The sequence below is a fragment of the Marinifilum sp. genome (genome assembly GCF_965230805.1).
GTDB lineage: Bacteria > Bacteroidota > Bacteroidia > Bacteroidales > Marinifilaceae > Marinifilum.
On record NZ_OZ246019.1, the window covers coordinates 3,545,602 to 3,569,821 of the forward strand.

A 24,220-nucleotide genomic window follows, 5' to 3' on the forward strand; every position below is an offset into this window, starting at 1 on the left:
ATGTGTGCCATATTTCGTACGAAAACTTTATCTTTGCGAAATGCAAAAAAATATAGTAGCAAGATTTATGAGAAAAATTGTCTTATTGTTCGTGCTTTTCGCTTTCATTTTAGGAGGATGTAGCGAGTATCAAAAACTACTGAAAAGTACCGATAACTCTCTGAAATACAAGAAAGCTGTAGAGTATTATAATTCCGAGGATTATGCAAAGTCTGCAACTTTATTTGAAGAATTACTTCCTATTTTTAGAGGAACAAGTAAAGCAGAAACAATTAGTTATTATATTTCTTATTGCTCCTACGGCCAAGGTGATTACATCTCAGCCGGTTATTTTTTTAGAAACTTTATAAAAACATTTCCGGATAGCCCATATTCTGAGGAATGCTTTTATATGAGTGCATATTGTTACTATTTGGAATCGCCAAAACCAAGATTGGATCAAACGCCAACTCAAAATGCAATTGATGCATTTCAGTTATATATTAATAGGTATCCAAATTCGACACGAATTTCAAAGTGTAACAAATACATTGATGAGTTGCAGGATAAATTAGTTTATAAGTCTTATTTGAGTGCAAAGAATTATTACGACAGAGAGAAATATCCTTCTGCAATTATTGCACTTCAGAATAGTCTAAAAGATTATCCTGTATCATCGCATCGAGAAGATTTAATGTTTATGCTTTTGGAATCTAAGCATCAATTAGCTTTCAAAAGTATACCATCGAAACAACGTGAAAGATACAATAATGCAAAAGAAGAATACTACTCTTTTGTTGATGAGTACCCTGAAAGTAAGCACATAAAGCGTGCTGAAAAAATGCTTGAAGATATTGAAGCATATTTAAGTAAGTTTGATATAAATAATTAAAATAGATTTAATTCACGCACAGTATGGATTACAAAAAAACAAATGCAGCAAGTTCTACCGTTACTCGCAATATGAATGAAATGAGCAAAGAAGTGGGTAATGTTTATGAATCTGTTATGATTATGGCAAAAAGATCAAATCAGATTGCTGTTGAACTGAAAAGTGAGCTGAATAAGAAATTGCAAGAATTTGCTTCTTATACAGATAACTTGGAAGAAGTATTTGAAAACCGTGAGCAGATTGAAATCTCTAAATACTATGAGAGATTGCCAAAACCAACCTTAATTGCGGTTGAAGAATTCATTAATGGAGAAATCTATTATAGAAATCCTTCGAAAGAACAAAAATCACAAGACTAACAAGTAAATAATAGTTTGGTTCCCTTTTTTAAGAAGAGGGAACTTTTTTATTTATAGACCGAGCTTATGTTAATAGATAAAAATATAATTTTAGGTGTTACTGCCAGTATAGCTGCATATAAAGCAGCATCATTGGTTCGCCTTTTGATAAAAGAAGGTGCTAATGTTAAAGTAATCATGACTCCTTATGCCAAAGAGTTCATATCACCGGTAACTATGGCAACTTTATCTAAAAATACAGTGTTGTCTGATTTTTTTAAGCATGATGATGGTTCCTGGAACAGTCATGTTGATCTTGGAATTTGGGCAGATGTATTGCTTATTGCACCAACTACAGCAAATACGATGGCTAAAATGGCTCATGGTATTTGTGATAACTTGCTTCTTACTACTTATTTATCGGCAAAATGCCCGGTGATTCATGCACCGGCAATGGATTTGGATATGTTTAAACATCCTGCCACATTGCGTAATATGGATATTTTAAGGTCTTATGGCGACAACTTTATCGAACCTTCAAGTGGAGAGCTGGCAAGTGGTTTGTATGGTAAAGGAAGAATGGAAGAACCTGAAATTATTGCACAGAAACTAAGTGAGTTTTTTCAGGATAAAAAAAAAAGTTAAGTAACAAAAAGATATTAATTACAGCTGGTCCTACTTACGAGAAAATTGATCCAGTAAGATTTATTGGTAACTTTTCGTCTGGTAAAATGGGCTATGCCATTGCTGAAGAATTAGCTGATCATGGAGCAAGTGTTGTATTAGTGAGTGGGGTAACTGCTCTGAAAACAAAGCATCCAAATATTAGAAGAGTTGATGTTGTTACAGCACAAGAGATGTATGAAGCATGTATAGATAACTATGCGAATTGCGATGGTGGAATTATGACTGCAGCTGTTGCAGATTTCACTCCTTTAACTCCTGAAGACAAGAAAGTGAAGCGGGGAAAGGAAAATTATTCGATTGAACTAACACCTACAAAAGATATTGCAGCTTCATTGGGAAGAGCAAAGACAAACTCTCAATTTTTGGTAGGCTTTGCACTCGAAACAAATGATGAGGAATTCAATGCAAAATCGAAGCTCGAAAAAAAGAATTTAGATTTTATTGTTTTAAATTCCTTGAATGATACAGGAGCTGGATTTCAGTATGATACCAATAAAATAAGCATAATTGATCGTGAGGGCTCAGTCAAAAAGTTTGATTTAAAGCCGAAAAGAGAAGTGGCTAAAGATATTGTTACCGAAATTATCAATCTATACAAGAAATAAGTTGGAGTCTGTTTCGTTATAATTTTTAACTTTAGCTGAACTTTATTGAGATTAAATTATGCGTAGTTTTTTTCTGGTATTATTTATTGCATTGCTTTCGACTCCTCTTTTTGCCCAAGAGTTCAAATGTAATATTCAAGTAGTAAGTCAAAAAATACAAGGAACAAATAAGCAGGTTTTTAGAACCATGCAAACGGCAATTAATGAGTTTATGAATGCCCGACGATGGACTGAGCATGTTTATAGTTACGATGAAAGAATTGAATGTACATTTTTATTCAATCTGACGGAGCAAATATCAGCAGATGAATTTCGGGGAAGCTTGCAAGTGCAGGCAAGTCGTCCGGTGTACAATTCTTCATATAACACGGTAATGCTTAATTTTAAAGACGACGATATACAGTTTAAATATGTCGAATATCAAACTCTTGATTTTAACGAAACAGTTACGCCAAGTGAATTGACAGGATTATTGGCTTATTATGCATATTTAATTTTGGGATTAGATTACGATAGTTTTGCCATAGATGGAGGTGCTGCTTATTACGCAAAGGCAGAATCTATTGTGAATAAAATGCAGAATTCAAATACTTTAGGCTGGAAAGCTTATGAGAGTAAAGATAATAGGTATTGGTTAATCGAAAATATTTTAAATAATTCTTACAGTCCTGTTAGGGAATGTTTGTATCGCTATCACCGTTTAGGATTGGATAGGATGGCTGATCATCTTACCGAATCAAGATCAGAAATTGCCGAAAGTTTAAGCTTGCTCCAAAAGGCGTATCGAGCTCGACCTGGAGCCTTTATCCTAAAGATATTTTTTGATGCCAAGTCGGATGAGTTGGTAAATATTTTTAGAGAGTCTTTTTCAGATGAGAAAAAGAGGGTGTTTAATATATTGCGAGAGATAGATCCTGCTAACATCAAAAAGTACAACAAAATTATTGGACAAAAATAGCACAGGTTTCCAATAAGAAATTTCCTAATCCTTATTTTTACCAAAGTAAATAACTTATAGCTTGAAAAGATGATTCAATCAATATCCATACAAAACTATGCTTTGATAAATCAGCTTGAAATTGATTTTTCTGATGGATTTTCGGTTATAACCGGGGAAACAGGTTCTGGTAAATCAATTTTATTAGGAGCTTTATCCTTGGTTCTTGGTCAAAGATCAGAAGGAAATGTTCTGAAGGATAAAGAAAAGAAGTGTGTTATTGAGTGCACCTTTTTGGTTGAGAAGTATAAGCTACAGAGATTTTTTGAGAAACACGAACTGGATTACGAAAAGGAAACATTGGTTCGTCGAGAGATCCTTCCAAGTGGGAAGACAAGAGCTTTTGTGAATGATACCCCGGTAAATTTAAAAGTCTTAAAAGAATTGGGAGTTCGTTTGGTTGACATTCACAGTCAGAATCAAAATTTGGTACTGGGAAGTTTTGAATATCAGGTGGGTATTGTTGATACTTATGCAAAAAACGCAGCAATGTTGGCTAAATATCAGTCGAGCTTTAAGAAATATCAGCATCTAAAGAAAGAATTGAAATTACAAATGGAGCTGGCTGCCAAAGAGAAGGCAGACTTAGATTACTTTCAGTTTCAATTGGAGCAGTTGGTGGAAGCCAATTTAATTGAAGGCGAACAAAAGGAGATGGAAGAGGAGTTGGAAACCCTCAATCATGCCGAAGAGATTAAATCAGGTTTATATCAATCTTATGGACTTCTATCGGAGGGAGAGTCTTCTGTAATTGCGAAGTTAAAAGAGGCTCGGAGTTCGATTTCAAAAATTCAGGGAGTATACGGGGAGGCTGATGCTTATTTTGATAGGTTGGATAGTGTCTTAATTGAACTGCATGATTTATCGCAAGAAATGGATCGAAGCAATGAATCTATAGAATTTGATAATGCCAGAATCGATTTTTTAAATCAACGCTTGGATACAATCTACTCGCTTCAGCAGAAACATCGAGTGGATTCGGTAGAGCACTTAATTCAAATCAGAGAGGATCTTAAAGGAAAAGTAGGTAAAATTGAATCGAGCGATGAGCGGATTGAAGATTTGAAGCGTCAATTGTCTGAACAGCAATCAAAACTTCGAAAGTCAGCAGAAAGTCTAACAAATAGTAGGAGTAAATCGATACCTAAAATCGAAAAAACAATCATCAACCAACTTGTTTTGTTGGGTATTTCAAATGCAAATTTTAAAATTCAGATTTCAAATAGCGAAGAATTTCAGCTATTAGGAACCGATAAAATTTGTTTTTTATTTAGTGCTAACAAAAATGGGAATCCTGAGGAAGTGCAAAAAGTTGCTTCTGGCGGGGAGTTGTCTCGATTGATGCTGAGTATTAAATATTTGATATCTTCTTCAACAGCTTTGCCTACTATTGTATTTGATGAAATTGATACTGGAGTTTCTGGTGAAATTGCCGATAAAATGGGTGCAATGATGAATCAAATGGCTGAAAATATTCAGGTAATAAGCATTACCCACCTTCCACAAATTGCAGGAAAGGGAAAATATCATTATAAGGTTTATAAGGCCGATGATGAGCACGAAACCTTTTCAAACATTGTGCTTCTTGACAAGCAGAGTCGCATAGAAGAGCTAGCCAAGATGCTTAGTGGATCTGATCTTACCAAAGCAGCGCTTGAAAATGCTAAGGTGTTGCTAGATAGTTAAATATGCAGTTGATTTTTCAATTAAAGAATTTATTCAGTCTTAATTAATGAGCTTGTTTAGAATCATTATGCGAATTAATGGTTATCTTTACCCCCTGAAAAATTGAAAATTTCAAGTTATGTCGTATAATTTATTAAAAGGGAAAAAAGGGATTATTTTCGGGGCATTGAACGAAATGTCTATTGCCTGGAAAGTTGCAGAATTGGCTGTAGAAGAAGGTGCGGAAATCGTTTTAACCAATACACCTGTATCCATTCGAATGGGAACGATCAATGAATTGGCTGAGAAATGCAACGCAGAGGTAATTCCTGCCGATGCAACCAATCCAAAAGATTTGGATGAATTGTTTACCAAATCAATGGAAGTGTTGGGTGGAAAAGTGGATTTTGTTCTCCATTCAATCGGAATGTCTCCGAATGTTCGTAAGGGACACTCTTACGATGACTTAAATTATGAATATCTCAAGAAAACTCTGGATGTTTCAGCAACTTCCTTTCATAAAGTATTGCAGTCAGCAAAAAAATTAGATGCTATTAATGAGTGGGGATCGGTGCTTGCACTCTCTTATGCAGCTGCACAAAGAACGATGTATGAGTATAACGATATGGCTGATGCAAAAGCAATGTTAGAATCTATAGCGCGCAGTTTTGGTTATATTTATGGTCGCGAAAAACGTGTTCGTGTAAATACCATATCACAATCACCAACGCTTACAACAGCAGGTAGTGGTGTAAAAGGTTTCGATTCATTGATCGATTTCTCAGAAAGAATGTCACCTTTAGGTAATGCCGATGCACAAGAGTGTGCAAACTTCTGTATTACTTTGTTTTCGGATTTAACCAAAAAAGTAACCATGCAAAATTTATTTCATGATGGAGGATTCTCAAGCATGGGTATGAGTTACAGAGCCATGAGTCAGTATAACAAGAGTTTTAAAACTTGTGAAGACTGTGAATAACATATAAAAGTACCATTTAGAATCCGAGTTGAAAAGCTCGGATTTTTTTTGCTAAAAACGTGAATGATATAGACTGATTAGATTTTTTAAATCTAGTGATAATACTTACATTTGCGCATAATTTTCTTAAACCAGATGTGTTTTAAGCTATTATAGACTGTTACGTCGTACATTAGTTGGCATCATTGTGTAATGGCTTATTGCTACAGAATTATTTCGTTGTGTGTTTCAATGTACAGAAAGATGTATGTGTAAAAGGAAGCTTGAACGGACGATAAATACCCTTTCGGGGATGAGAAGTAAATAAATTTTTTTCGAATGAAGGAATACAATATTAATCATTTAAGAGAACTTGAGGCGGAATCTATTTTTGTAATTCGTGAGGTTGCTGCTCAATTTGAAAATCCTGTGATGCTGTTCTCAGGGGGAAAAGATTCCATCGTAATGTTTCATCTGGCTCGCAAGGCTTTTGCACCAGCAAAAGTACCATTTGCTTTAATGCATATTGATACAGGTCATAATTTTCCTGAAACGATTCAATTTCGAGATGAGTTGATGGAAGAAACCGGGACTCGACTAATAGTGCGTTACGTGCAGGATTCTATTGATCAAGGAAAAGTTGTTGAAGAAACAGGATTTGATGCAAGTAGAAATAAATTGCAAACCGTTACTCTTCTTGATGGAATTGAGGATTTACAAGTTGACTGTGCTATGGGGGGAGGTCGCAGAGACGAAGAGAAAGCCAGAGCCAAGGAACGATTTTTCTCACATCGTGATGAGTTTGGGCAGTGGGATCCCAAAAATCAACGTCCTGAATTATGGAATCTGTTCAATGGTAAAAAAAACATGGGCGAGCACTTTAGGGTATTCCCAATTTCGAATTGGACCGAAATGGACGTTTGGCAATATATTTATTTGGAAAATATTAAAATCCCAAATATTTACTTCTCTCACGAGCGTGAGGTATTTGTTCGTAATGGGAATTTATTATCTGTTTCTGATTTTATTCCCATGCGTGATACCGAAAAGATTGAGAAAAGAATTGTTCGCTTTAGAACCATTGGAGATGCTACCTGTACGGGTGCTGTGGAATCAGAAGCAAATAGTTTAGAAGATATCATTGAAGAAGTAGCAGCATCAAGAACCACCGAGCGTGGAACTCGTCATGATGACAAGCGTTCAGAAGCCGCTATGGAAGACCGCAAGAAAGAAGGGTATTTCTAATAAGATTATAGTAAAGAGTTTTAAGCTAAGGGCTAACAGCTAACAGCTAACAGCTAAAAATACAGATATGTCAGATAAAACATCAGGATATTTAGATATGGAGCTTTTACGATTCACTACTGCAGGTAGTGTTGATGATGGTAAAAGTACTCTTATCGGAAGATTATTATACGATAGCAAAGCCATTTTCGAAGATCAAATGGAGGCTATCGAAATCAGCAGTCAAAAAAGAGGTGACGAAGAAGTGGATCTAGCTTTATTAACCGATGGTTTAAGAGCAGAGCGCGAACAGGGTATTACAATCGATGTTGCTTACAGATATTTTGCTACTCCAAAACGTAAATTTATTATTGCCGATACTCCAGGTCATATTCAGTACACCAGAAATATGGTAACCGGAGCTTCAACTGCAAATGCAGCTTTAATTCTGGTTGATTCAAGAAATGGAGTGATCGAGCAGACTTTGCGTCACTCATACATAGCCAACCTACTTCAGATTCCTCATATCATTGTTTGTATCAACAAAATGGATTTGGTTGATTACTCGGAGGAGACTTACAATAATATTAAATCAGATTATAAAAAGGTTGCCGAGAAATTGAATATTAAAGATGTGCGCTTTATCCCAATTTCTGCTAAGTTTGGTGATAATGTTGTGGATGCATCAGAACATATGGACTGGTACCAAGGTGCAACTTTATTGAATCTTTTAGAGACCATCGAGATTGTGGATGATAGAAATCACGAAGATGCAAGATTCCCTGTACAATATGTAATTCGACCTCAGTCTGATGAGTATCACGATTACCGAGGTTATGCCGGTCGTGTAGCAAGTGGAGTTTTTCGTCCTGGCGATAAGGTAAAAGTATTGCCTTCGGGATTAGAATCTACGGTGAAGTCTATCGATACCTTCGATGGAGAAATTGAAATGGCATTCCCACCTCAATCGGTAACTTTAAATCTAAAAGATGATGTAGATATTTCGAGAGGGGATATGATTGTAGCAGCCGATAATCCTCCTAAGGTTGAACAGGAAATCGAAGCCATGATTTGCTGGATGAATGAACGAGCTATGATGCCACGCGGTAAGTATACAATTAAGCATACTTCTAACGAAGCTCGCTGTATGGTTCGTGATGTAAAATTCAAAGTGAATGTAAACACATTGGAAGAGGTGTCTGATGATAAACAGATTGGTTTGAATGATATCGCATGCATATCATTTAAATCAGCAAAACCTTTGTTCGTTGATCCATACAAGAAGAATAGAATTACTGGTAGCTTTATCATGATTGATGAAGGAACCAACGAAACTGTTGCTGCAGGTATGATTTTATAAGAGATTAAAATCTTTTTATATAAGCTGATATCATAGGGTATCAGCTTTTTTTGTGCATAAAAAAAGGTGGCCCGATGCCACCTTAAATAACGTGAGTTCGACGTAAAATAATAGTAGTGTTCTATATGATTTAGAATCTAAATCCAAATGTCATTCTTACTTGGTGGTTTTTGTTGTTTAATGTTACAATATCACTTTCCGGATAAAAAACATAGTCTTCATCATATTCTCTGAATTGATATCCCAAATCGAAGAAGAAATTATTTTGTTTGAATCCCAATCCACCAGAGTAAGCTTCATAACTTTCATCAATTGAACCTTTGTAAGGATCTCCGATTTTTGCATAACCGCCTCTTAAACTAAAATTAGGATTTACTCGCAATTCCCCACCAATTCTTAGGTTATGTGTTGATGAATAGGATTCAGATATTCTTTGGTTTAAGTCTCTGTAATCATTATCATCAAACTCATTGTTTGAATAGTCAATCATTTCATAATCTACACTAATAATTGCACGTTTTCCTAGCAGATAGGCACCACTTAGAATAGCTCGAAATGGAGTTTCCAAATCGAAATTACTTCTTGCTACAAATTCAGAATATTTATCGTGATACGCATTTCCATCTTCAGGAAACTCTAGTTGATTATTCATATCAGGAGTAAACTGAGAGCTCATGAAACTTTCATATCTCTCATCAAGATTGTAATAAGTAGGTGTATGTATGGCAATACCTAAGCGCAGATTTTTGACAGGTCTTAGAATTGCACCAATTTTAAAGTTTACACCAGCACCGGAAGTTTTTAAGAACTCTCTGAACGTAAACTCTTCAAGGGCACTTTCGTTTGGAATTATGTTGCCATCAAGTCCATAAATTGTTTCAATATAAGTTGTATTTGATTTATAATAAACATCCTGAATTCCTATGGATGCTCCCAAATAAAACTTATGCGAAACATTAAATCCACCTGCAATAATATACTCTCCGATATATCCTTTTTCATCGATATATTGCATTTGATCCATAACATCATTCTCGTAAAATGGCGTAAAATACCTTAAACTTTCATCCGGACTTAACAGGTAAACATCATAAGCAAGTCTTTCTTCAAATTCGTATAAACCATTTGGATCACCTGGATCCAAATCAGGATTCCTACCTTGAGCTTTTTGTGACCAATAATCTAATCTCGAACTTGGGGATTCCATGGTCATTACAAAACCTTCGCGATTGAAGTTTGCAACACGATTGTAACCAATGGCAAAGTTGAAATTTTGCACCCCTTTTTCAGGAGCCAAACGTGGCACCATACTGGCTACATACCCAATGTTTCCAATTGTGAAACTATACTTATCATTGGTTTCACCACTATTCGAGCTTTTCACTAGCTCAAGGGAAGGAGTGAATGTAAATTCAGAACTGCGGTAAACTGCAATGCCGGCAGGGTTTATGCTCAAGCTGGAAAAATCACCACCAAGGGCTCCAAATGCGCCACCCATCGACAATGATCGGGCTGTACCGCTATAGTTGTGTTTAGAAAATCGTAAGGCATCATCAATGGATTGAGCACTTAGACTTCCCGAAATCATTATAAGAATGAATATATAATAAAAGCGTTTCATATCTAGAGATTTTATTTGTTAATAGAAATAACAATTTCTAAAAGAATTGTGATTTGATGTTACTAGTTAACCAAGAGGAGATGGAGGACTTCACCTCTTGGTTTGGATATTATCTTCTACGAGATCCACCACTGCTTCCACCAGAGGAAGACCTGGATGAGCCTGAGCTTCCTGATGATCTGAATGATCCGGATGATCTGGAACTACTACCACTTGATCTGTATGAGCTACCGGAAGATCTTGATCGACTACTTCCTGATCTGTAGGAGCTGCTATTTGATCTTGATCGTGTTGAACTACTCTTATATCTGGATCCTGAAGAAGAACCAGACCTGTAATTAGGTTTCGATTTAGAAGAATTACTTCTCACTTTTGAGTAAGAAGATCTGGTATTGGTTTTTCCAGAGAAACTAGAACTTCTTCTTGATGAACTGCTTGTAGAGTTGTAAGAAGGCCTTGTGGCCGTTCTGGTTTTGTTGTAGCTTGGCGAACTTGTTCTTCTTGTGTTATTATAATTTGAAGAAGATCGTCTGGTTGTATTACTGTTTTCAGATGATACTGATCTGCGTGTATTTGAATAGGAACTTCTATTTTGATTGTATCTGCTCTGAGAACCATAACGAGTTCGTGTTGCAGGACTACCATCTACATTTCTGCGAGTTGAAGAATAAGAGCTTCTTGTGGCATTAGTTCCGGAGTAAGATCTTCTTGAGCTTGAACTATATCTGGCTGCGGCTCTGCTTCTTCTTGAATCACTCGATGTTGCAGAAGATACTCTTCTGGAAGTTCGTGTATTGGATGTTACAGCTTTAGTTCCAGATGAACTACGCCTTGTTGATGCAGTTGTAGCTCTGGTTCCGGCATTTGACCTTCTGTTTAAGTAGGAATTACTAACATTTCCTGCTTTATAACCATTTGCCCTTCTTGTTCCTCTATAAGTTGGAACTCCATAATATCCGTCATAGTGACCTGCATAATGATGATAGTGACCATGGCCATAATAACCATAGTAATTACCGTAAGGATAATATCCCCAGTGATAAGCATGATGGTAGGAAAGGTGATGCCCCCAACCAAAATGAAGATCCCAATACCAAGGATCCCAACCAAAACCGATGCTCCAACTTGGGTATGAATAGCCATAATAGTCATATGGATATCTGTAAGCCCAATAGTTTCCATATCTCATTGACGAGAAGTTGTATGGGGTGTAAAAATTGTAATTGGTCCAAGTAGGCGTCCACCATACTTTGTCACCATCAACATATACATTCCAATCCGAATCTCCGGCCAACCACATGGCCAAGCTGTAACCACTACCATCGTAGTATCCAAACCCTTGAGGATACATTTCTCTTAAGCGTTCAGCTTCTTCCAAATCACTTTCCGATCCGGTAAAACCACCGTAATAATAGCCCGTTTCTTCCGATTGATAAACCAAGGTATCGATACTACCAATTGAATCATTTGCAAGAATAGCAGAATATTGTTTTTGGATTTCTGCAAAGTCTCGGTCATCAGCGGGAGCAATATTGCTTGTTGTTTCCGTAACTACTTTAGTTTTATTTTTTTGAGCAGGAGCAAGAGCATTGTCTTTTTGTACAATTGCAGTTTTGCTTTCAGCTTTTTGCACAATCAACGGCGTATCGCTGGGATCATAATAAATATCGTCATCGTATAGGGAAGCTCCCATATACGAAGGCGAACATCCTGTTGCAAACAGGGCAGAAATGAATAGAATTTTGAAATAGGTTTTCATCGTATGTCCTCCAATAATGAATATCTAAGATAATTTTATACTTTTGTAAGAAATTTAAATCAGCCTAAAATTAGCAAATACTGTACCAAAACTATATTGAATGGCAAAAGTTTTAACGAGCAGAAGCGAAAATTATTCGCAATGGTATAACGATCTGGTAATGAAAGCAGATCTGGCAGAAAATTCTGCAGTAAGAGGATGTATGATTATCAAACCTTATGGTTATGCAATCTGGGAGAAAATGCAAGCGCAATTGGACAAAATGTTTAAGGATACCGGCCACCAAAATGCATATTTCCCATTGCTTATCCCGAAATCATTTTTAAGTAAAGAAGCAGATCACGTAGAGGGATTTGCAAAAGAATGTGCAGTTGTAACTCACTATCGTTTAAAGAATGATCCCAACGGGAGAGGTGTAGTTGTTGATCCTGATGCTCAATTAGAAGAAGAATTGATTATTCGACCTACTTCGGAAACCATTATTTGGAATACATATAAAAACTGGATACAATCATACAGAGATCTTCCAATTCTTTGCAACCAATGGGCGAATGTTATGCGTTGGGAAATGCGTACTCGTTTGTTTTTGCGTACGGCTGAGTTTTTGTGGCAAGAGGGCCATACGGCTCATGCAACTAGAGAAGAGGCATTGCAGGAAACCGAACAAATGATTAATGTATATGGCGATTTTGCTGAGAAATTTATGGCCGTTCCTGTATTGAAGGGGCATAAAACAGAATCGGAAAGATTTGCCGGAGCTTTGGATACCTATTGTATCGAAGCCCTAATGCAGGATGGAAAAGCATTGCAAGCAGGAACTTCTCACTTTTTAGGTCAGAACTTTGCCAAAGCATTTGATGTAAAGTTTGCCAACAAGGAGGGTAAAGAAGATTACGTTTGGGCTACATCCTGGGGAGTATCAACTCGATTGATGGGAGCTTTGATTATGGCTCACTCGGATGATAATGGTTTGGTTTTACCTCCAAAATTGGCACCAATCCAGGTTGTGATTGTTCCGATTTACAGAAAAGCAGAAGAGTTAGAGAAAATTGCTGCTAAAATAGATCCTATTGTTGGCAAGTTAAAATCGATGGGCATTTCTGTTAAATTCGACGATAACGATAACCGCAAACCAGGTTGGAAATTTGCAGAATACGAATTAAAAGGTGTTCCTGTGCGCTTGGCGATCGGAAATCGCGATTTGGAAAATGGAACCATTGAACTGGCACGTCGCGATAACCTGACTAAGGAAACTCTTCCTATTGATGGAATAGAGGAGGTGATAGATAAACTGATGGAAGAAATTCAAAACAATATTTTCCAAAAAGCACTTGATTTTAGGGCGGAAAAAACAACTAAAGTGGATTCATATGATGAATTTAAGGAGTTGTTGGAGACTAAAACAGGATTCTTTCTGGCTCACTGGGATGGAACAGCAGAAACCGAAGAGCAAATTAAGAATGAAACCAAGGCAACCATTCGTTGTATTCCTTTCGGTGCAGAAGAGGAGGAAGGAGTATGTATGGTAAGCGGAAAGCCATCGAAAAGAAGAGTGGTTTTTGCTAAATCTTACTAAAGGAATTTATACCAAAAGCAATCAAATTCTTAGGAAAGCTTGTTTTTAATCGAACTCAAACTAATAGTAACAGTCATCGAAATATCGGTGACTGTTTTTTTGTATATTTAATGCTTGCAAGAAAACTCGGATAACTGCATTACGCCTTTTTTTAAATCAGGTATTTACGAAAGTAGTATTGGAATATACTTGTTGATTTTTAGAAAAATGACAGGTCTTGTTCTCGAATCTTTCTTATCAAGCACTTATGAAAATCAGCACTTTTAGTGCAGCAATTATTTAGGGATTATACATAAATATCTATACAATGAATATATTAAATACAAAAACTGCCATTTTAAATACAATTCGAGAAAAATCAACATTAAAACAGCAAATCTACAGGAATACAAAAGAGATATTTGAAGATTTACGAATTGTTTTGAAGGATTTGGTGCTCGAGTACAATAATGAATTAAAAGGAGCAGACGAGAAAGTTCTATTGGAATATGAGGACAGAGGCGAATTTGAATTTCAGATTAAAGTGGCTTCGGATATTTTGGTTTTTAGTTTGCATACCAATGTTTTTCAGTTTAATAGAGATCACAATGTTTGGGAGCAGAACTATGTAAGAACCAATCCTGACAATGCATATTCCGGAATCATTAACATTTACAATTTTCTTTACGATTCGTTTAAATATACTCGCTACGATGATTTGGGATACTTGGTAGCCCGTATTTTTATTAATCGCGAGAAGCATTACATTGTTGAAGGTAAGCGTCAGATGGGATTGCTGCAAACAGATTTATCGGCAAGTAAAGCAAACAAGGAGAGCTTACGCAGAATTGTGGAAACGGCCATTAATTACTCCTTAAATTTTGACTTGTTGGTTCCTCCATATGATAATGTAAAAATCATGTCGGTGGCCCAGATTTTTGAGAAAATTCAGAATGCCCGAATACAAACGGGTAAACGTTTGGGATTTCAGTTTAAATCCGATGACGTGTAATGCTGGTATATGGCAATGATAAATAAGGTGAGTTCGACGTAAAATTCTATCCACAGAAAGTTATATTAGGGATAGATTTGCATTAAAAATTTGGAAAGAATAGTGCGGGCTATTTTGAGGAATTTTTAATGTGAAGATGTCGTAAAGAGAACTTTCCATTATGTGTTTGCCTGCTTTCGGCATAAATTTCCTCAAATCTTCTTGAAATATCCCGATATTCCTTCGAAAATTTGAGAAAATTTCTACTCAAAATCAGATCAAACTGTGAACGAATTTTACCTCGAACTCACGTTAAATAAGATTTGTAAGTTAAGGGTTCATATTAAAGGATCATTTTATTAATATTGTAGGCGCTTCATTGGCTTGAAGCGTTTTTATTTTAAGGGTATTACGAATATAATTACAATAAACAAATGAATACATTAATAGATAAATTTTTACGATACGTAAAGTACGACACAGAGTCAGACACAGAAACAGGTTTAACACCAAGTACACCCGGACAAATGGTATTGGCTAAATTATTGGCAAAAGAGCTGGAAGAGATAGGACTGGAAGAGGTAAGTGTTGATGAGAACGGTTATGTAATGGGGGTTTTACCTTCTAATATTGATAAAGAAGTACCAAAGGTTGGTTTTGTATCGCATATGGATACAAGTCCTGATTTTACAGGCAGAAATGTGCAGCCACAGATTATAGAAAATTACGATGGGGAAGATATTGTTCTGAATAAGGAGCAAGATATTATCATGAAAGTTTCGGATTTTCCTGAGTTAACAAAGTACAAAGGGCAAAGCCTGATTACAACAGATGGAACCACACTTTTGGGAGCTGATGATAAAGCAGGAATAGCGGAAATAATGACAGCAGTAGAATATTTGGCTAAAAATCCTGAAATAAAACATGGTTCTGTTCATGTTGGGTTTACCCCGGATGAGGAAATTGGAAAAGGTGCCGATTTTTTTGATGTGAAGAAATTTGGTGCCGATTTTGCCTATACTTTGGATGGTGGTGAGATAGGAGAGTTGCAGTATGAGAATTTTAATGCTGCATTCGCTAAAATCACCTTTAAGGGACGCAATGTGCATCCCGGAATGGCAAAAGACAAGATGATTAATTCGATGCGTATTGCAAATGAATTTGCTGCCAGACTGCCAAAAGATGAGGTTCCTGAGAAAACAGAGGGCTACCAAGGATTCTATCATTTGATTGCCATGAATGGCGGGGTTGAAAATAGCACGCTTCAGTATATCATTCGCGATTTTGACATGGACAATTATAAAGCTCGCAAACAGTTCATAGAAGATTTGTGCGATGAATACAAGAACAAATTCGGAGAAGCTAATCTTAGCCTCGAAATGACAAATCAATATTACAATATGCGCGAAAAAGTGGAACCTGTAAAGTATATTGTAGACATTGCAGAAGAGGCAATGAAAGAGGTTGGTGTTTCTCCAATGGTAATTCCTATTCGAGGTGGTACCGATGGCAGCCGATTGTCATACATGGGTCTGCCTTGTCCTAATATTTTTGCTGGCGGACACAATTTTCATGGTCGATTCGAGTACGTTCCGGTTCAATCTATGCAGAAAGCAGTAGATGTGATTCTAAAAATCGTTGAAATGATTTCGAAAAGGTAATGGCATAAAACTCTTATTACAATTTTTCTAGCAGGTAGGTGCAAATAAACTCCTTTTACAGTCATAGCCTTACATTTACAGCTTGCTTATCGTCGGAGCATGACTTACGGGAAGAAATAAGGACTAGCCCCCTTTGTAGTTTGATGCTCTCACTGGAGTGAGGGTATCAATTATTGTATTCCAAAAGAAAAATTTACCACTAAGGGATAAGGAAGGAACCCACCAAGGAACACAAAGGATGTTTGCTAATGATTCATTTGTTTTTTGATGCTCTCACTCTAAGTTGAGGGTATAAATAATTTACCACTAAGGAATAAGGAAGGAACTCACTAAGGAACACAAAGCTGGTCTGTTATAGTCATAGCCTTACATTTAAAGCTTGCTTATCGTTAGAGCATGACTTGCGGGAAGAGATAAGGACTAGCCCCCTTTGCAGTTTGATGCTCTCACTGGCGTGAGGGTATCAATTCATTGTATTCCAAAAGAAAAATTTACCACTAAGGAATAAGGAAGGAACTCACCAAGGAACACAAAGCTGGTCTGTTACAGTTATAGCCTTACATTTATAGCTTGCTTATCGTTAGAGCATGACTTGCGGGAAGAGATAAGGACTAGCCCCCTTTGTAGTTTGATGCTCTCACTTTAAGTTGAGGGTATCAATAATTTACCACTAAGGGATACAACAAGGACTCAAAGCTTGTCTGTTTTAGAAACCAAGCTGTCTAAGAAATTTATTAACTGCCTTGATCGATTGATAATGGCATATTAAAATTCTCTAGGGCCATTGTTCAAAAGGAAAAAGGCCTTTTGAATTTAAAAACGCACTTTGATCGACTGACAATGCCAAAATTAAATTCAAAATGGCCATTGTTCAAGTGACAATGGCCATTTTAAAATTCATACAGACATTGTTTAAGTGACAATCCGCTTTTTTAAATTCAAAAACCGCTTTTCTCAAAAGTCAAAGCCCTAAAAGTTTAAAAAGCCCTTTTTCCTTTTGAACAATGGCCCTAGGGAATTTCATAGGGCGTTGTCTTTTGAACAATGTGCCTAGAGAATTTCATAGGGCGTTGTCTTTTGAACAATGCCCCTAGAGAATTTCATAGGGCGGTTGCCTTTTGAACAATGCTCCTAGAGAATTTCATAGGGCATTGTCACTTGAACAATGCTCCTAGAGAATTTCATAGGGCATTGTCTTTTGAACAACGCCCCTAGGAAATTTCATAGGGCATTGTCTTTTGAACAACGCCCCTAGGGAATTTCATAGGGCATTGTCTTTTGAACAATGCGCCTAGGGAATTTCTACAGTCATTTTCTCCGACAATGCTTTTTTGTTCTGTTTTCAATTGCCATACTGTTGCAAACCATCCAGACCTAAAGGTATGATATGTTTATTTTGATGCATCAAAATGGCATTGATCCATATTCAACAAACCCAATGCGAATTGTTGCCTGTTGGATCGTGATAATATTGATTATAATTCTTAGATTTGGAATCGTGAATCAAAAATAAGTGCACAATACATACCAATATGGCGTGTATTGTGCACCTTTTTACTCTGAGATAAGAAAAATAAGTGCACCAGTGCACAAATTAATAGTTGTGGGCAATATAAACAGACAAACTGCAAATAAATATGCTATACGATTTATTCATATGTCATGCTTCTGAGGACAAAGACAATTTTGTGAGACCTCTTGCTGAACTCCTTCAAAAAGAGAATGTAGAAGTATGGTATGATGAATTTTCTTTAAAACTTGGAGATAGCATTCGGAGGTCAATAGATAAAGGATTAAGTCAATCCAGATTTGGAGTAGTTGTTATAAGTCCATCATTTTTACAGAAAGAATGGACTCAATATGAATTGGATGGACTTACAGAAAAGGAAATTAGTGGTAAAGAAAAAGTTATATTACCAATATGGCACGATATAGAATACAAAGAAGTCTTACAATATTCACCTTCATTAGCAAATAAAAAAGCTGCACTATCGAAAAACGGATTGCAGAAAATAGTTAAAGAAATAATGGGAGTTATCCATCCTCAAGGGAGTCCATTAGTTTCAGCTAGAGACATGCTTATTGATTGGGGTGTTAAACCACCTGTAGTTACTGATGAATATTGGATAGATGTTATTGAAGCTTCAAATAGAGCAAATTCTTTTGGAGGTACTATTCCAGAAAACTCTATCTGGGGAAGATGGAGTTTTCCTATTCCACCCAAAGATAGAGATGCGAAAAATTGGGGAGAAAGATTAGCTTGGACAGCAATGCAGATGTCATGGACAGATAAGGCTGATTCAATTCCAATTTCGCCATTAACAGACCCTATAGAATTATTAGATTTTATTTACAAAGAATCTGGTTTATATGAAACGTGTTTAACCTTTCCAAATTTTACAGCTGAATATGCTCCTCAGTTAACGATTAGAGGATTTGAAGGTGATTTTGAAGAGGTATTTGAGAAAGAATATTTAATATCCTTGACAGAAGGTCGAAAAAGAAGGGGCGAAAATTCAAATTATGGTTCAGCATTAACAGTTGATAAGCAAAGTCCCGAATGCGAAAGTAGCTGGGCTTTACGACATGAATATTTTGGATACTATACACCAAAACAAGTTGCTTATGAATATTTTAATGGTGGTATGTTTGGACCGCAAGTTTCTCCATTTGAATCTTTCGAACATCTAATCTGGCTATTTTCAAATAAATGTAAGTGGTTACCTGAGCGAATACATAAATGTTTAAAAGAAGGAATGATTGAATCATCAAATTGGATTTGGGGCGAATTAGGTGGTAGTGATAAAGGTGGAAATTGGAAAACAAATGGGTTTTTAGCTGATAAGCTTTATTCCTTCTCAAGAAATAAAAAAGAATTCTCTTGGACGAAGAAAATGATAGATGATTGTAAGAACCGAATTAAACATGCGAAAGAAGAACTTGATTTAAATGAAAGTGTAGATGACCTATTTGATATTTTTGTAAGCACTGAAATGCCTGAAAAATGGATTAAGAATAGAAAGAAAATTAATAAGAATAGGAAATAAATACTGCCCACAACAATGGTAACCGTTGCACAACCAAGTAATATTTCTAAAAAATAAGATAAAAGCGATAAAAGTATGCGGATTTGCAAGCTTTTAAGGCTTTGTTTTTTCTGTGTTTTTTGCTTGTGCTTTAAATTATTAAGTGCTTAAATTAACTCTAATTAAGCCAATACACTTCTTCAGGGAATGAAACAGAACAATGGCCTGATTTGTCATTGTTTCAGCTGTTTTATTCATAAATTTCATTAGTTTTTTAAGGTTATAGGCTGTTGCAGACATGTGCATTACCTTATTGGCCTGGGCAATTCCTATAGTGTTGATTTTTCGAAGTCCCATAAATTGTGTTAAGGTTCCGAATACAGGCTCGACTGTAGATTGCCGTTTGCCTTTCATGTATCTGCCGAACTTGCTCTTCACCCTTTTGTTGTTGCGTTTATACTGTTCTACATACACAGTTATTGCGATGCGTTTTTCGTGACTTTTGCCCAGGCATTTCTTCTTGATAGGACAGTTTTTGCAATCGCTTCGTTTGGTCAGATAATGATTCTGAAGAGAGTTGGTTACCATTTTTGTTTTTCGAAAAGTAACTTTCTTTCCCATGGGACAAATCCAGTAGTTTTCCTCTTTACAGAAAGTAAATCCTTCGGGACCGCCCTTGTAAGTTCCGTGTGGAGGTATGTAGCTGATAATGTTTTCCTTTTCCAGAAAAGCATAGTTTTCTCCGCTACTGTAACCGGCATCGGCAAGAAGGGTTGTCCACAACAAACCTTGATTTTTAAGTCTTCGCTTTAAACGCTTTGTGGCATCCTGCAAGTATTGATTGTCTTTTTTATCAGCATGGTAGGCTTTTACATCGGTGATCACATGATTGGCAGTATCAACACTGATATTATTTAGATAATTCAGCTTTCTGGCTTTGCCAGGTTTTACGCTGATTCTTGCATCGGGATCGGTTGGGCTGTAATGGGTTTTGTTACTGGTATACTTGGCTCCTTTGTTGGCAGCTCCCGGACGTTGATCCTGATTCTTTTGCCAATTACGATTGCGGGATTTTATTTCCTGCAATTCTCTTTTATCGGCTGTAATGATTTGCTGATTGCGAGAAGCCTTATTCTTTTTAGGCTTCCTGTCTTCTCTACTCTGGTAGCGAGCTTTTTGAAGATAAGCCTCCAGCTGTTCTTCAGGAACTTTCAGTTCCAAACTATCCATGCTGGCATTGGCTTTTATTGGTGCTGAATCCATGGCCTGAGTATGACCTGCAACCATTCCCTTGTCTACACACATGCTTAAAATATGAGTAAAAACCTCTTCAAATATCTTTTCGGGAGACAGTTGTCTTGTTCTGCTTAAAGTACTGTGCCATGGCAATTGCTCATCGATATCAAATCCTAAGAAAAATAGGATATCCAATCGCATGGAGCAGTGTTCAATTAACTGTCTGTCACTTATGATATTTTCTAAATACCCAACTAAACAGAGTTTATAAAAAACAACAGGATCAATGCTCTTCTGTCCACATTTCCCGTAGTAAGCTTGAGTCTTTTTGTATAAAAAGGATAAATCTAAAACTGATCTTAATCTTCGATAGAAATTATTTTCAGGAACTCTTCCGGAGAGTTGAAAGCTGGAAAATAACTTCTCTTGGTAAAGTTTCTTTCCTTGCATTTTTATTTACAAGTTAAGCTATTATCATTGCTAAGTAAAGTTATTATTGTTAGTTTTATAAACAAGTTATCAAGAGTTGTGCAACAGGCACAATGTATAAAAAACATAAGTGGCTCAGTGGTTTACGAATCTTTAGAGCATTTAACCAGCTCCGCCAAATCTGCGATTTGACGGGTTTATTTAATATTTTAAATTTGTGTCAAAACGCAAATTTGGCTCAGTGCTATTTGACAGGTAAGAGCTTCGAAATCACTTACGTTTCTTATACTTAACGTTGGCGAGCATTTCTAACATTTGATAGAAAACAAGATTCACTTTTGAATCATCGTGCAGGTTTAAAGTGTTTTGTATGTATAATAAAATTAAAACAGACTCAAAAATGAATTTAATTAGTAAGCAGAATAATACAAATAATATTTCAAAATTGATTAAAATATTCTTTCTACTTATAGTAGTAATTTCTTGTGATAAAAAAGATAATAGCGAAGATTTTGAAGTATTCGAAGATGGGTCTTCTACAGAAGAAATTTATGATTTTGGATTATCAAATTCTGTTATTGACTTTAAATATCCTTTTAGAAAGTTCAATTCAGATTCATCTTTAATTTATTTTATAGGCTTAAAAGAATCAAAGATTCATTTTGAATGTTTTGAGTATAAAACTAAAGATAACTTATTGTCATGGACTGAATTAGAAAAGGCTGAAACAAGTCTATCAATTGATCTTGGCTTCGGTGACATCCAAAGTCATAATATTGAAAATCACAGTATTGAGCAGGTCTCATACAAGAATAACTCACATATTATCATTTTAAATGAATCAGGAACAACAGGTTTATTACGAAGTAATTTATACTTTATATCAAATAATAACTTCAAAAAAGAGAAAACAATTGCGTTTAGAGCAGAGAACCAATCTTCTCCAATATACTACAGTAGAATAATGGATTGGTACGATAATAGCATCTTGGTACTACCTACAGATCCAGTCTTAGACCCTTATAGAGCCGAATTTAAATGCTTTTGTTTTACTACAGGTGGAGACTTAATATATGAAACGAAATTATTACCCTACCAAACATCATATGATTACTCTTTTGCTATAAGTTTTGAAGAATACGTTCAGCTTGAAACTATTTACATTTCTGGTGTTTGTGAAAGAAGCTTCGTTCGGAAAAATGCAAAAACAGGTGAAACCATTTGGTCAAATAAACTATCGGAACTATCAAAATCATCAAACGAGTTAACCATTAAAAATGTTAACACTTCTCAGTTTAACTCTGGTTTTGTCATATTTGATGTTTCTTGTATTCTGCCAAACGGTGAAGAAAGTTTCTTTAAGTTTAAAATTGATATAGAAAGCGGAAGCTTTGTTAAAGAATAACGCTCGCCAACACACGTAACCGTTGCACAACCAAGTAATATTTCTAAAAAATAAGATAAAAGCGATAAAAGTATGCGGATTTGCAAGCTTTTAAGGCTTTGTTTTTTCTGTGTTTTTTGCTTGTGCTTTAAATTATTAAGTGCTTAAATTAACTCTAATTAAGCCAATACACTTCTTCAGGGAATGAAACAGAACAATGGCCTGATTTGTCATTGTTTCAGCTGTTTTATTCATAAATTTCATTAGTTTTTTAAGGTTATAGGCTGTTGCAGACATGTGCATTACCTTATTGGCCTGGGCAATTCCTATAGTGTTGATTTTTCGAAGTCCCATAAATTGTGTTAAGGTTCCGAATACAGGCTCGACTGTAGATTGCCGTTTGCCTTTCATGTATCTGCCGAACTTGCTCTTCACCCTTTTGTTGTTGCGTTTATACTGTTCTACATACACAGTTATTGCGATGCGTTTTTCGTGACTTTTGCCCAGGCATTTCTTCTTGATAGGACAGTTTTTGCAATCGCTTCGTTTGGTCAGATAATGATTCTGAAGAGAGTTGGTTACCATTTTTGTTTTTCGAAAAGTAACTTTCTTTCCCATGGGACAAATCCAGTAGTTTTCCTCTTTACAGAAAGTAAATCCTTCGGGACCGCCCTTGTAAGTTCCGTGTGGAGGTATGTAGCTGATAATGTTTTCCTTTTCCAGAAAAGCATAGTTTTCTCCGCTACTGTAACCGGCATCGGCAAGAAGGGTTGTCCACAACAAGCCTTGATTTTTAAGTCTTCGCTTTAAACGCTTTGTGGCATCCTGCAAGTATTGATTGTCTTTTTTATCAGCATGGTAGGCTTTTACATCGGTGATCACATGATTGGCAGTATCAACACTGATATTATTTAGATAATTCAGCTTTCTGGCTTTGCCAGGTTTTACGCTGATTCTTGCATCGGGATCGGTTGGACTGTAATGGGTTTTGTTACTGGTATACTTGGCTCCTTTGTTGGCAGCTCCCGGACGTTGATCCTGATTCTTTTGCCAATTACGATTGCGGGATTTTATTTCCTGCAATTCTCTTTTATCGGCTGTAATGATTTGCTGATTGCGAGAAGCCTTATTCTTTTTAGGCTTTCTATCTTCTCTACTCTGGTAGCGAGCTTTTTGAAGATAAGCCTCCAGCTGTTCTTCAGGAACTTTCAGTTCCAAACTATCCATGCTGGCATTGGCTTTTATTGGTGCTGAATCCATGGCCTGAGTATGACCTGCAACCATTCCCTTGTCTACACACATGCTTAAAATATGAGTAAAAACCTCTTCAAATATCTTTTCGGGAAACAGTTGTCTTGTTCTGCTTAAAGTACTGTGCCATGGCAATTGCTCATCGATATCAAATCCTAAGAAAAATAGGATATCCAATCGCATGGAGCAGTGTTCAATTAACTGTCTGTCACTTATGATATTTTCTAAATACCCAACTAAACAGAGTTTATAAAAAACAACAGGATCAATGCTCTTCTGTCCACATTTCCCGTAGTAAGCTTGAGTCTTTTTGTATAAAAAGGATAAATCTAAAACGGATCTTAATCTTCGATAGAAATTATTTTCAGGCACTCTTCCGGAGAGTTGAAAGCTGGAAAATAACTTCTCTTGGTAAAGTTTCTTTCCTTGCATTTTTATTTACAAGTTAAGCTATTATTATTGCTAAGTAAAGTTATTATTGTTAGTTTTATAAACAAGTTATCAAGAGTTGTGCAACAGGCACACACGCTATGTACCATTGGCCGGTAACGGTTTTTCGAGGGGTTTGTGCTTTTAACGAGCAACGGCAAGGTAGCCATTTT

18 protein-coding genes are annotated in these 24,220 nt (G+C 36.2%); 14 read left to right on the top strand and 4 right to left on the bottom strand.

Translation table 11 applies throughout. From position 1 onward, the window contains the following. Nucleotides 1-67 precede the first annotated feature (67 nt). The 9 genes from ACO05S_RS14120 (at nucleotide 68) to cysN (ending at nucleotide 8,705) form a co-directional block, all read left to right on the top strand. A complete protein-coding gene (locus tag ACO05S_RS14120; protein WP_421918655.1) occupies nucleotides 68-871 on the top strand; it encodes an outer membrane protein assembly factor BamD in 804 nt (267 codons plus the stop codon). Between the two features lie 23 nt (nucleotides 872-894). After that, nucleotides 895-1,230: a DNA-directed RNA polymerase subunit omega gene (locus ACO05S_RS14125; RefSeq protein ID WP_421918656.1), complete on the top strand. Its 336-nt coding sequence runs from the start codon at nucleotides 895-897 to the stop codon at nucleotides 1,228-1,230. 66 nt (nucleotides 1,231-1,296) lie between these two features. Beyond that, entirely contained in the window at nucleotides 1,297-1,854 is a 558-nt protein-coding gene (locus tag ACO05S_RS14130; RefSeq protein WP_421918657.1) for a flavoprotein, read from the top strand. 44 nt (nucleotides 1,855-1,898) lie between these two features. Beyond that, nucleotides 1,899-2,501, top strand: a complete 603-nt coding sequence (locus tag ACO05S_RS14135) for a phosphopantothenoylcysteine decarboxylase (RefSeq protein WP_421921293.1) — start codon at nucleotides 1,899-1,901, stop codon at nucleotides 2,499-2,501. Between the two features lie 58 nt (nucleotides 2,502-2,559). Beyond that, nucleotides 2,560-3,459, top strand: a complete 900-nt coding sequence (locus tag ACO05S_RS14140) for a DUF4835 family protein (protein WP_421918658.1) — start codon at nucleotides 2,560-2,562, stop codon at nucleotides 3,457-3,459. 69 nt (nucleotides 3,460-3,528) lie between these two features. Beyond that, nucleotides 3,529-5,184 (top strand): DNA repair protein RecN, encoded by a 1,656-nt coding sequence (recN, locus tag ACO05S_RS14145; RefSeq protein WP_421918659.1) that lies wholly within the window; start codon nucleotides 3,529-3,531, stop codon nucleotides 5,182-5,184. A 118-nt stretch (nucleotides 5,185-5,302) separates the two neighbouring features. Beyond that, on the top strand, nucleotides 5,303-6,142 hold the full coding sequence (locus tag ACO05S_RS14150; protein ID WP_421918660.1) for an enoyl-ACP reductase FabI: 840 nt from the start codon (nucleotides 5,303-5,305) through the stop codon (nucleotides 6,140-6,142). A gap of 318 nt (nucleotides 6,143-6,460) precedes the next feature. Further along, on the top strand, nucleotides 6,461-7,366 hold the full coding sequence (gene cysD, locus ACO05S_RS14155; protein ID WP_421918661.1) for a sulfate adenylyltransferase subunit CysD: 906 nt from the start codon (nucleotides 6,461-6,463) through the stop codon (nucleotides 7,364-7,366). A gap of 67 nt (nucleotides 7,367-7,433) precedes the next feature. Then, nucleotides 7,434-8,705: a sulfate adenylyltransferase subunit CysN gene (cysN, locus tag ACO05S_RS14160; RefSeq protein WP_421918662.1), complete on the top strand. Its 1,272-nt coding sequence runs from the start codon at nucleotides 7,434-7,436 to the stop codon at nucleotides 8,703-8,705. A gap of 130 nt (nucleotides 8,706-8,835) precedes the next feature. Here the strand turns inward: cysN and ACO05S_RS14165 are convergent, their stop codons facing one another. Together ACO05S_RS14165 and ACO05S_RS14170 are read right to left on the bottom strand one after the other, a co-directional pair. Next, nucleotides 8,836-10,326, bottom strand: coding sequence for an OmpP1/FadL family transporter (locus ACO05S_RS14165; protein ID WP_421918663.1), 1,491 nt, complete (start codon nucleotides 10,324-10,326; stop codon nucleotides 8,836-8,838). 109 nt (nucleotides 10,327-10,435) lie between these two features. Next, nucleotides 10,436-12,085, bottom strand: coding sequence for a hypothetical protein (locus ACO05S_RS14170; protein ID WP_421918664.1), 1,650 nt, complete (start codon nucleotides 12,083-12,085; stop codon nucleotides 10,436-10,438). Between the two features lie 100 nt (nucleotides 12,086-12,185). Between ACO05S_RS14170 and proS the strand changes: the two genes are divergently transcribed. The 4 genes from proS (at nucleotide 12,186) to ACO05S_RS14190 (ending at nucleotide 19,339) form a co-directional block, all read left to right on the top strand. Then, nucleotides 12,186-13,661 carry a proline--tRNA ligase gene (gene proS, locus ACO05S_RS14175; protein WP_421918665.1) on the top strand — a complete coding sequence of 492 codons (1,476 nt, stop codon included), beginning with the start codon at nucleotides 12,186-12,188 and terminating at the stop codon, nucleotides 13,659-13,661. A 307-nt stretch (nucleotides 13,662-13,968) separates the two neighbouring features. Then, on the top strand, nucleotides 13,969-14,652 hold the full coding sequence (locus tag ACO05S_RS14180; protein ID WP_421918666.1) for a hypothetical protein: 684 nt from the start codon (nucleotides 13,969-13,971) through the stop codon (nucleotides 14,650-14,652). Between the two features lie 413 nt (nucleotides 14,653-15,065). Continuing rightward, nucleotides 15,066-16,292 (top strand): peptidase T, encoded by a 1,227-nt coding sequence (pepT, locus tag ACO05S_RS14185; protein WP_421918667.1) that lies wholly within the window; start codon nucleotides 15,066-15,068, stop codon nucleotides 16,290-16,292. 1,637 nt (nucleotides 16,293-17,929) lie between these two features. Next, on the top strand, nucleotides 17,930-19,339 hold the full coding sequence (locus ACO05S_RS14190; protein WP_421918668.1) for a toll/interleukin-1 receptor domain-containing protein: 1,410 nt from the start codon (nucleotides 17,930-17,932) through the stop codon (nucleotides 19,337-19,339). A gap of 138 nt (nucleotides 19,340-19,477) precedes the next feature. On the opposite strand, the gene ACO05S_RS14195 is transcribed toward ACO05S_RS14190, so the two are convergent. Continuing rightward, complete coding sequence (locus tag ACO05S_RS14195) at nucleotides 19,478-21,004, bottom strand: IS1182 family transposase (protein ID WP_421918669.1); 1,527 nt, start codon at nucleotides 21,002-21,004, stop codon at nucleotides 19,478-19,480. Nucleotides 21,005-21,353: 349 nt separating this feature from the next. Here ACO05S_RS14195 and ACO05S_RS14200 point away from each other — a divergent pair, with 349 nt between their 5' ends. Continuing rightward, entirely contained in the window at nucleotides 21,354-22,388 is a 1,035-nt protein-coding gene (locus ACO05S_RS14200; RefSeq protein ID WP_421918670.1) for a hypothetical protein, read from the top strand. Nucleotides 22,389-22,523: 135 nt separating this feature from the next. Here ACO05S_RS14200 and ACO05S_RS14205 read toward each other — a convergent pair whose 3' ends face one another. Then, entirely contained in the window at nucleotides 22,524-24,050 is a 1,527-nt protein-coding gene (locus ACO05S_RS14205; RefSeq protein WP_421918671.1) for an IS1182 family transposase, read from the bottom strand. Nucleotides 24,051-24,220 lie beyond the last annotated feature (170 nt).

What these genes read in the sequence shown, in the direction of transcription:
- ACO05S_RS14125 (WP_421918656.1), top strand. Translation starts at nt 895, where the DNA reads ATGGATTACAAAAAAACAAATGCAGCAAGTTCTACCGTTACTCGCAAT.
- ACO05S_RS14130 (WP_421918657.1), top strand. Translation starts at nt 1,297, where the DNA reads ATGTTAATAGATAAAAATATAATTTTAGGTGTTACTGCCAGTATAGCT.
- ACO05S_RS14195 (WP_421918669.1), bottom strand. Translation starts at nt 21,004, where the DNA reads ATGCAAGGAAAGAAACTTTACCAAGAGAAGTTATTTTCCAGCTTTCAA.
- proS (WP_421918665.1), top strand. Translation starts at nt 12,186, where the DNA reads ATGGCAAAAGTTTTAACGAGCAGAAGCGAAAATTATTCGCAATGGTAT.
- ACO05S_RS14140 (WP_421918658.1), top strand. Translation starts at nt 2,560, where the DNA reads ATGCGTAGTTTTTTTCTGGTATTATTTATTGCATTGCTTTCGACTCCT.
- pepT (WP_421918667.1), top strand. Translation starts at nt 15,066, where the DNA reads ATGAATACATTAATAGATAAATTTTTACGATACGTAAAGTACGACACA.
- ACO05S_RS14200 (WP_421918670.1), top strand. Translation starts at nt 21,354, where the DNA reads ATGTATAATAAAATTAAAACAGACTCAAAAATGAATTTAATTAGTAAG.
- ACO05S_RS14205 (WP_421918671.1), bottom strand. Translation starts at nt 24,050, where the DNA reads ATGCAAGGAAAGAAACTTTACCAAGAGAAGTTATTTTCCAGCTTTCAA.
- ACO05S_RS14120 (WP_421918655.1), top strand. Translation starts at nt 68, where the DNA reads ATGAGAAAAATTGTCTTATTGTTCGTGCTTTTCGCTTTCATTTTAGGA.
- ACO05S_RS14190 (WP_421918668.1), top strand. Translation starts at nt 17,930, where the DNA reads ATGCTATACGATTTATTCATATGTCATGCTTCTGAGGACAAAGACAAT.
- cysD (WP_421918661.1), top strand. Translation starts at nt 6,461, where the DNA reads ATGAAGGAATACAATATTAATCATTTAAGAGAACTTGAGGCGGAATCT.
- ACO05S_RS14165 (WP_421918663.1), bottom strand. Translation starts at nt 10,326, where the DNA reads ATGAAACGCTTTTATTATATATTCATTCTTATAATGATTTCGGGAAGT.
- cysN (WP_421918662.1), top strand. Translation starts at nt 7,434, where the DNA reads ATGTCAGATAAAACATCAGGATATTTAGATATGGAGCTTTTACGATTC.
- ACO05S_RS14180 (WP_421918666.1), top strand. Translation starts at nt 13,969, where the DNA reads ATGAATATATTAAATACAAAAACTGCCATTTTAAATACAATTCGAGAA.
- ACO05S_RS14170 (WP_421918664.1), bottom strand. Translation starts at nt 12,085, where the DNA reads ATGAAAACCTATTTCAAAATTCTATTCATTTCTGCCCTGTTTGCAACA.
- ACO05S_RS14150 (WP_421918660.1), top strand. Translation starts at nt 5,303, where the DNA reads ATGTCGTATAATTTATTAAAAGGGAAAAAAGGGATTATTTTCGGGGCA.
- recN (WP_421918659.1), top strand. Translation starts at nt 3,529, where the DNA reads ATGATTCAATCAATATCCATACAAAACTATGCTTTGATAAATCAGCTT.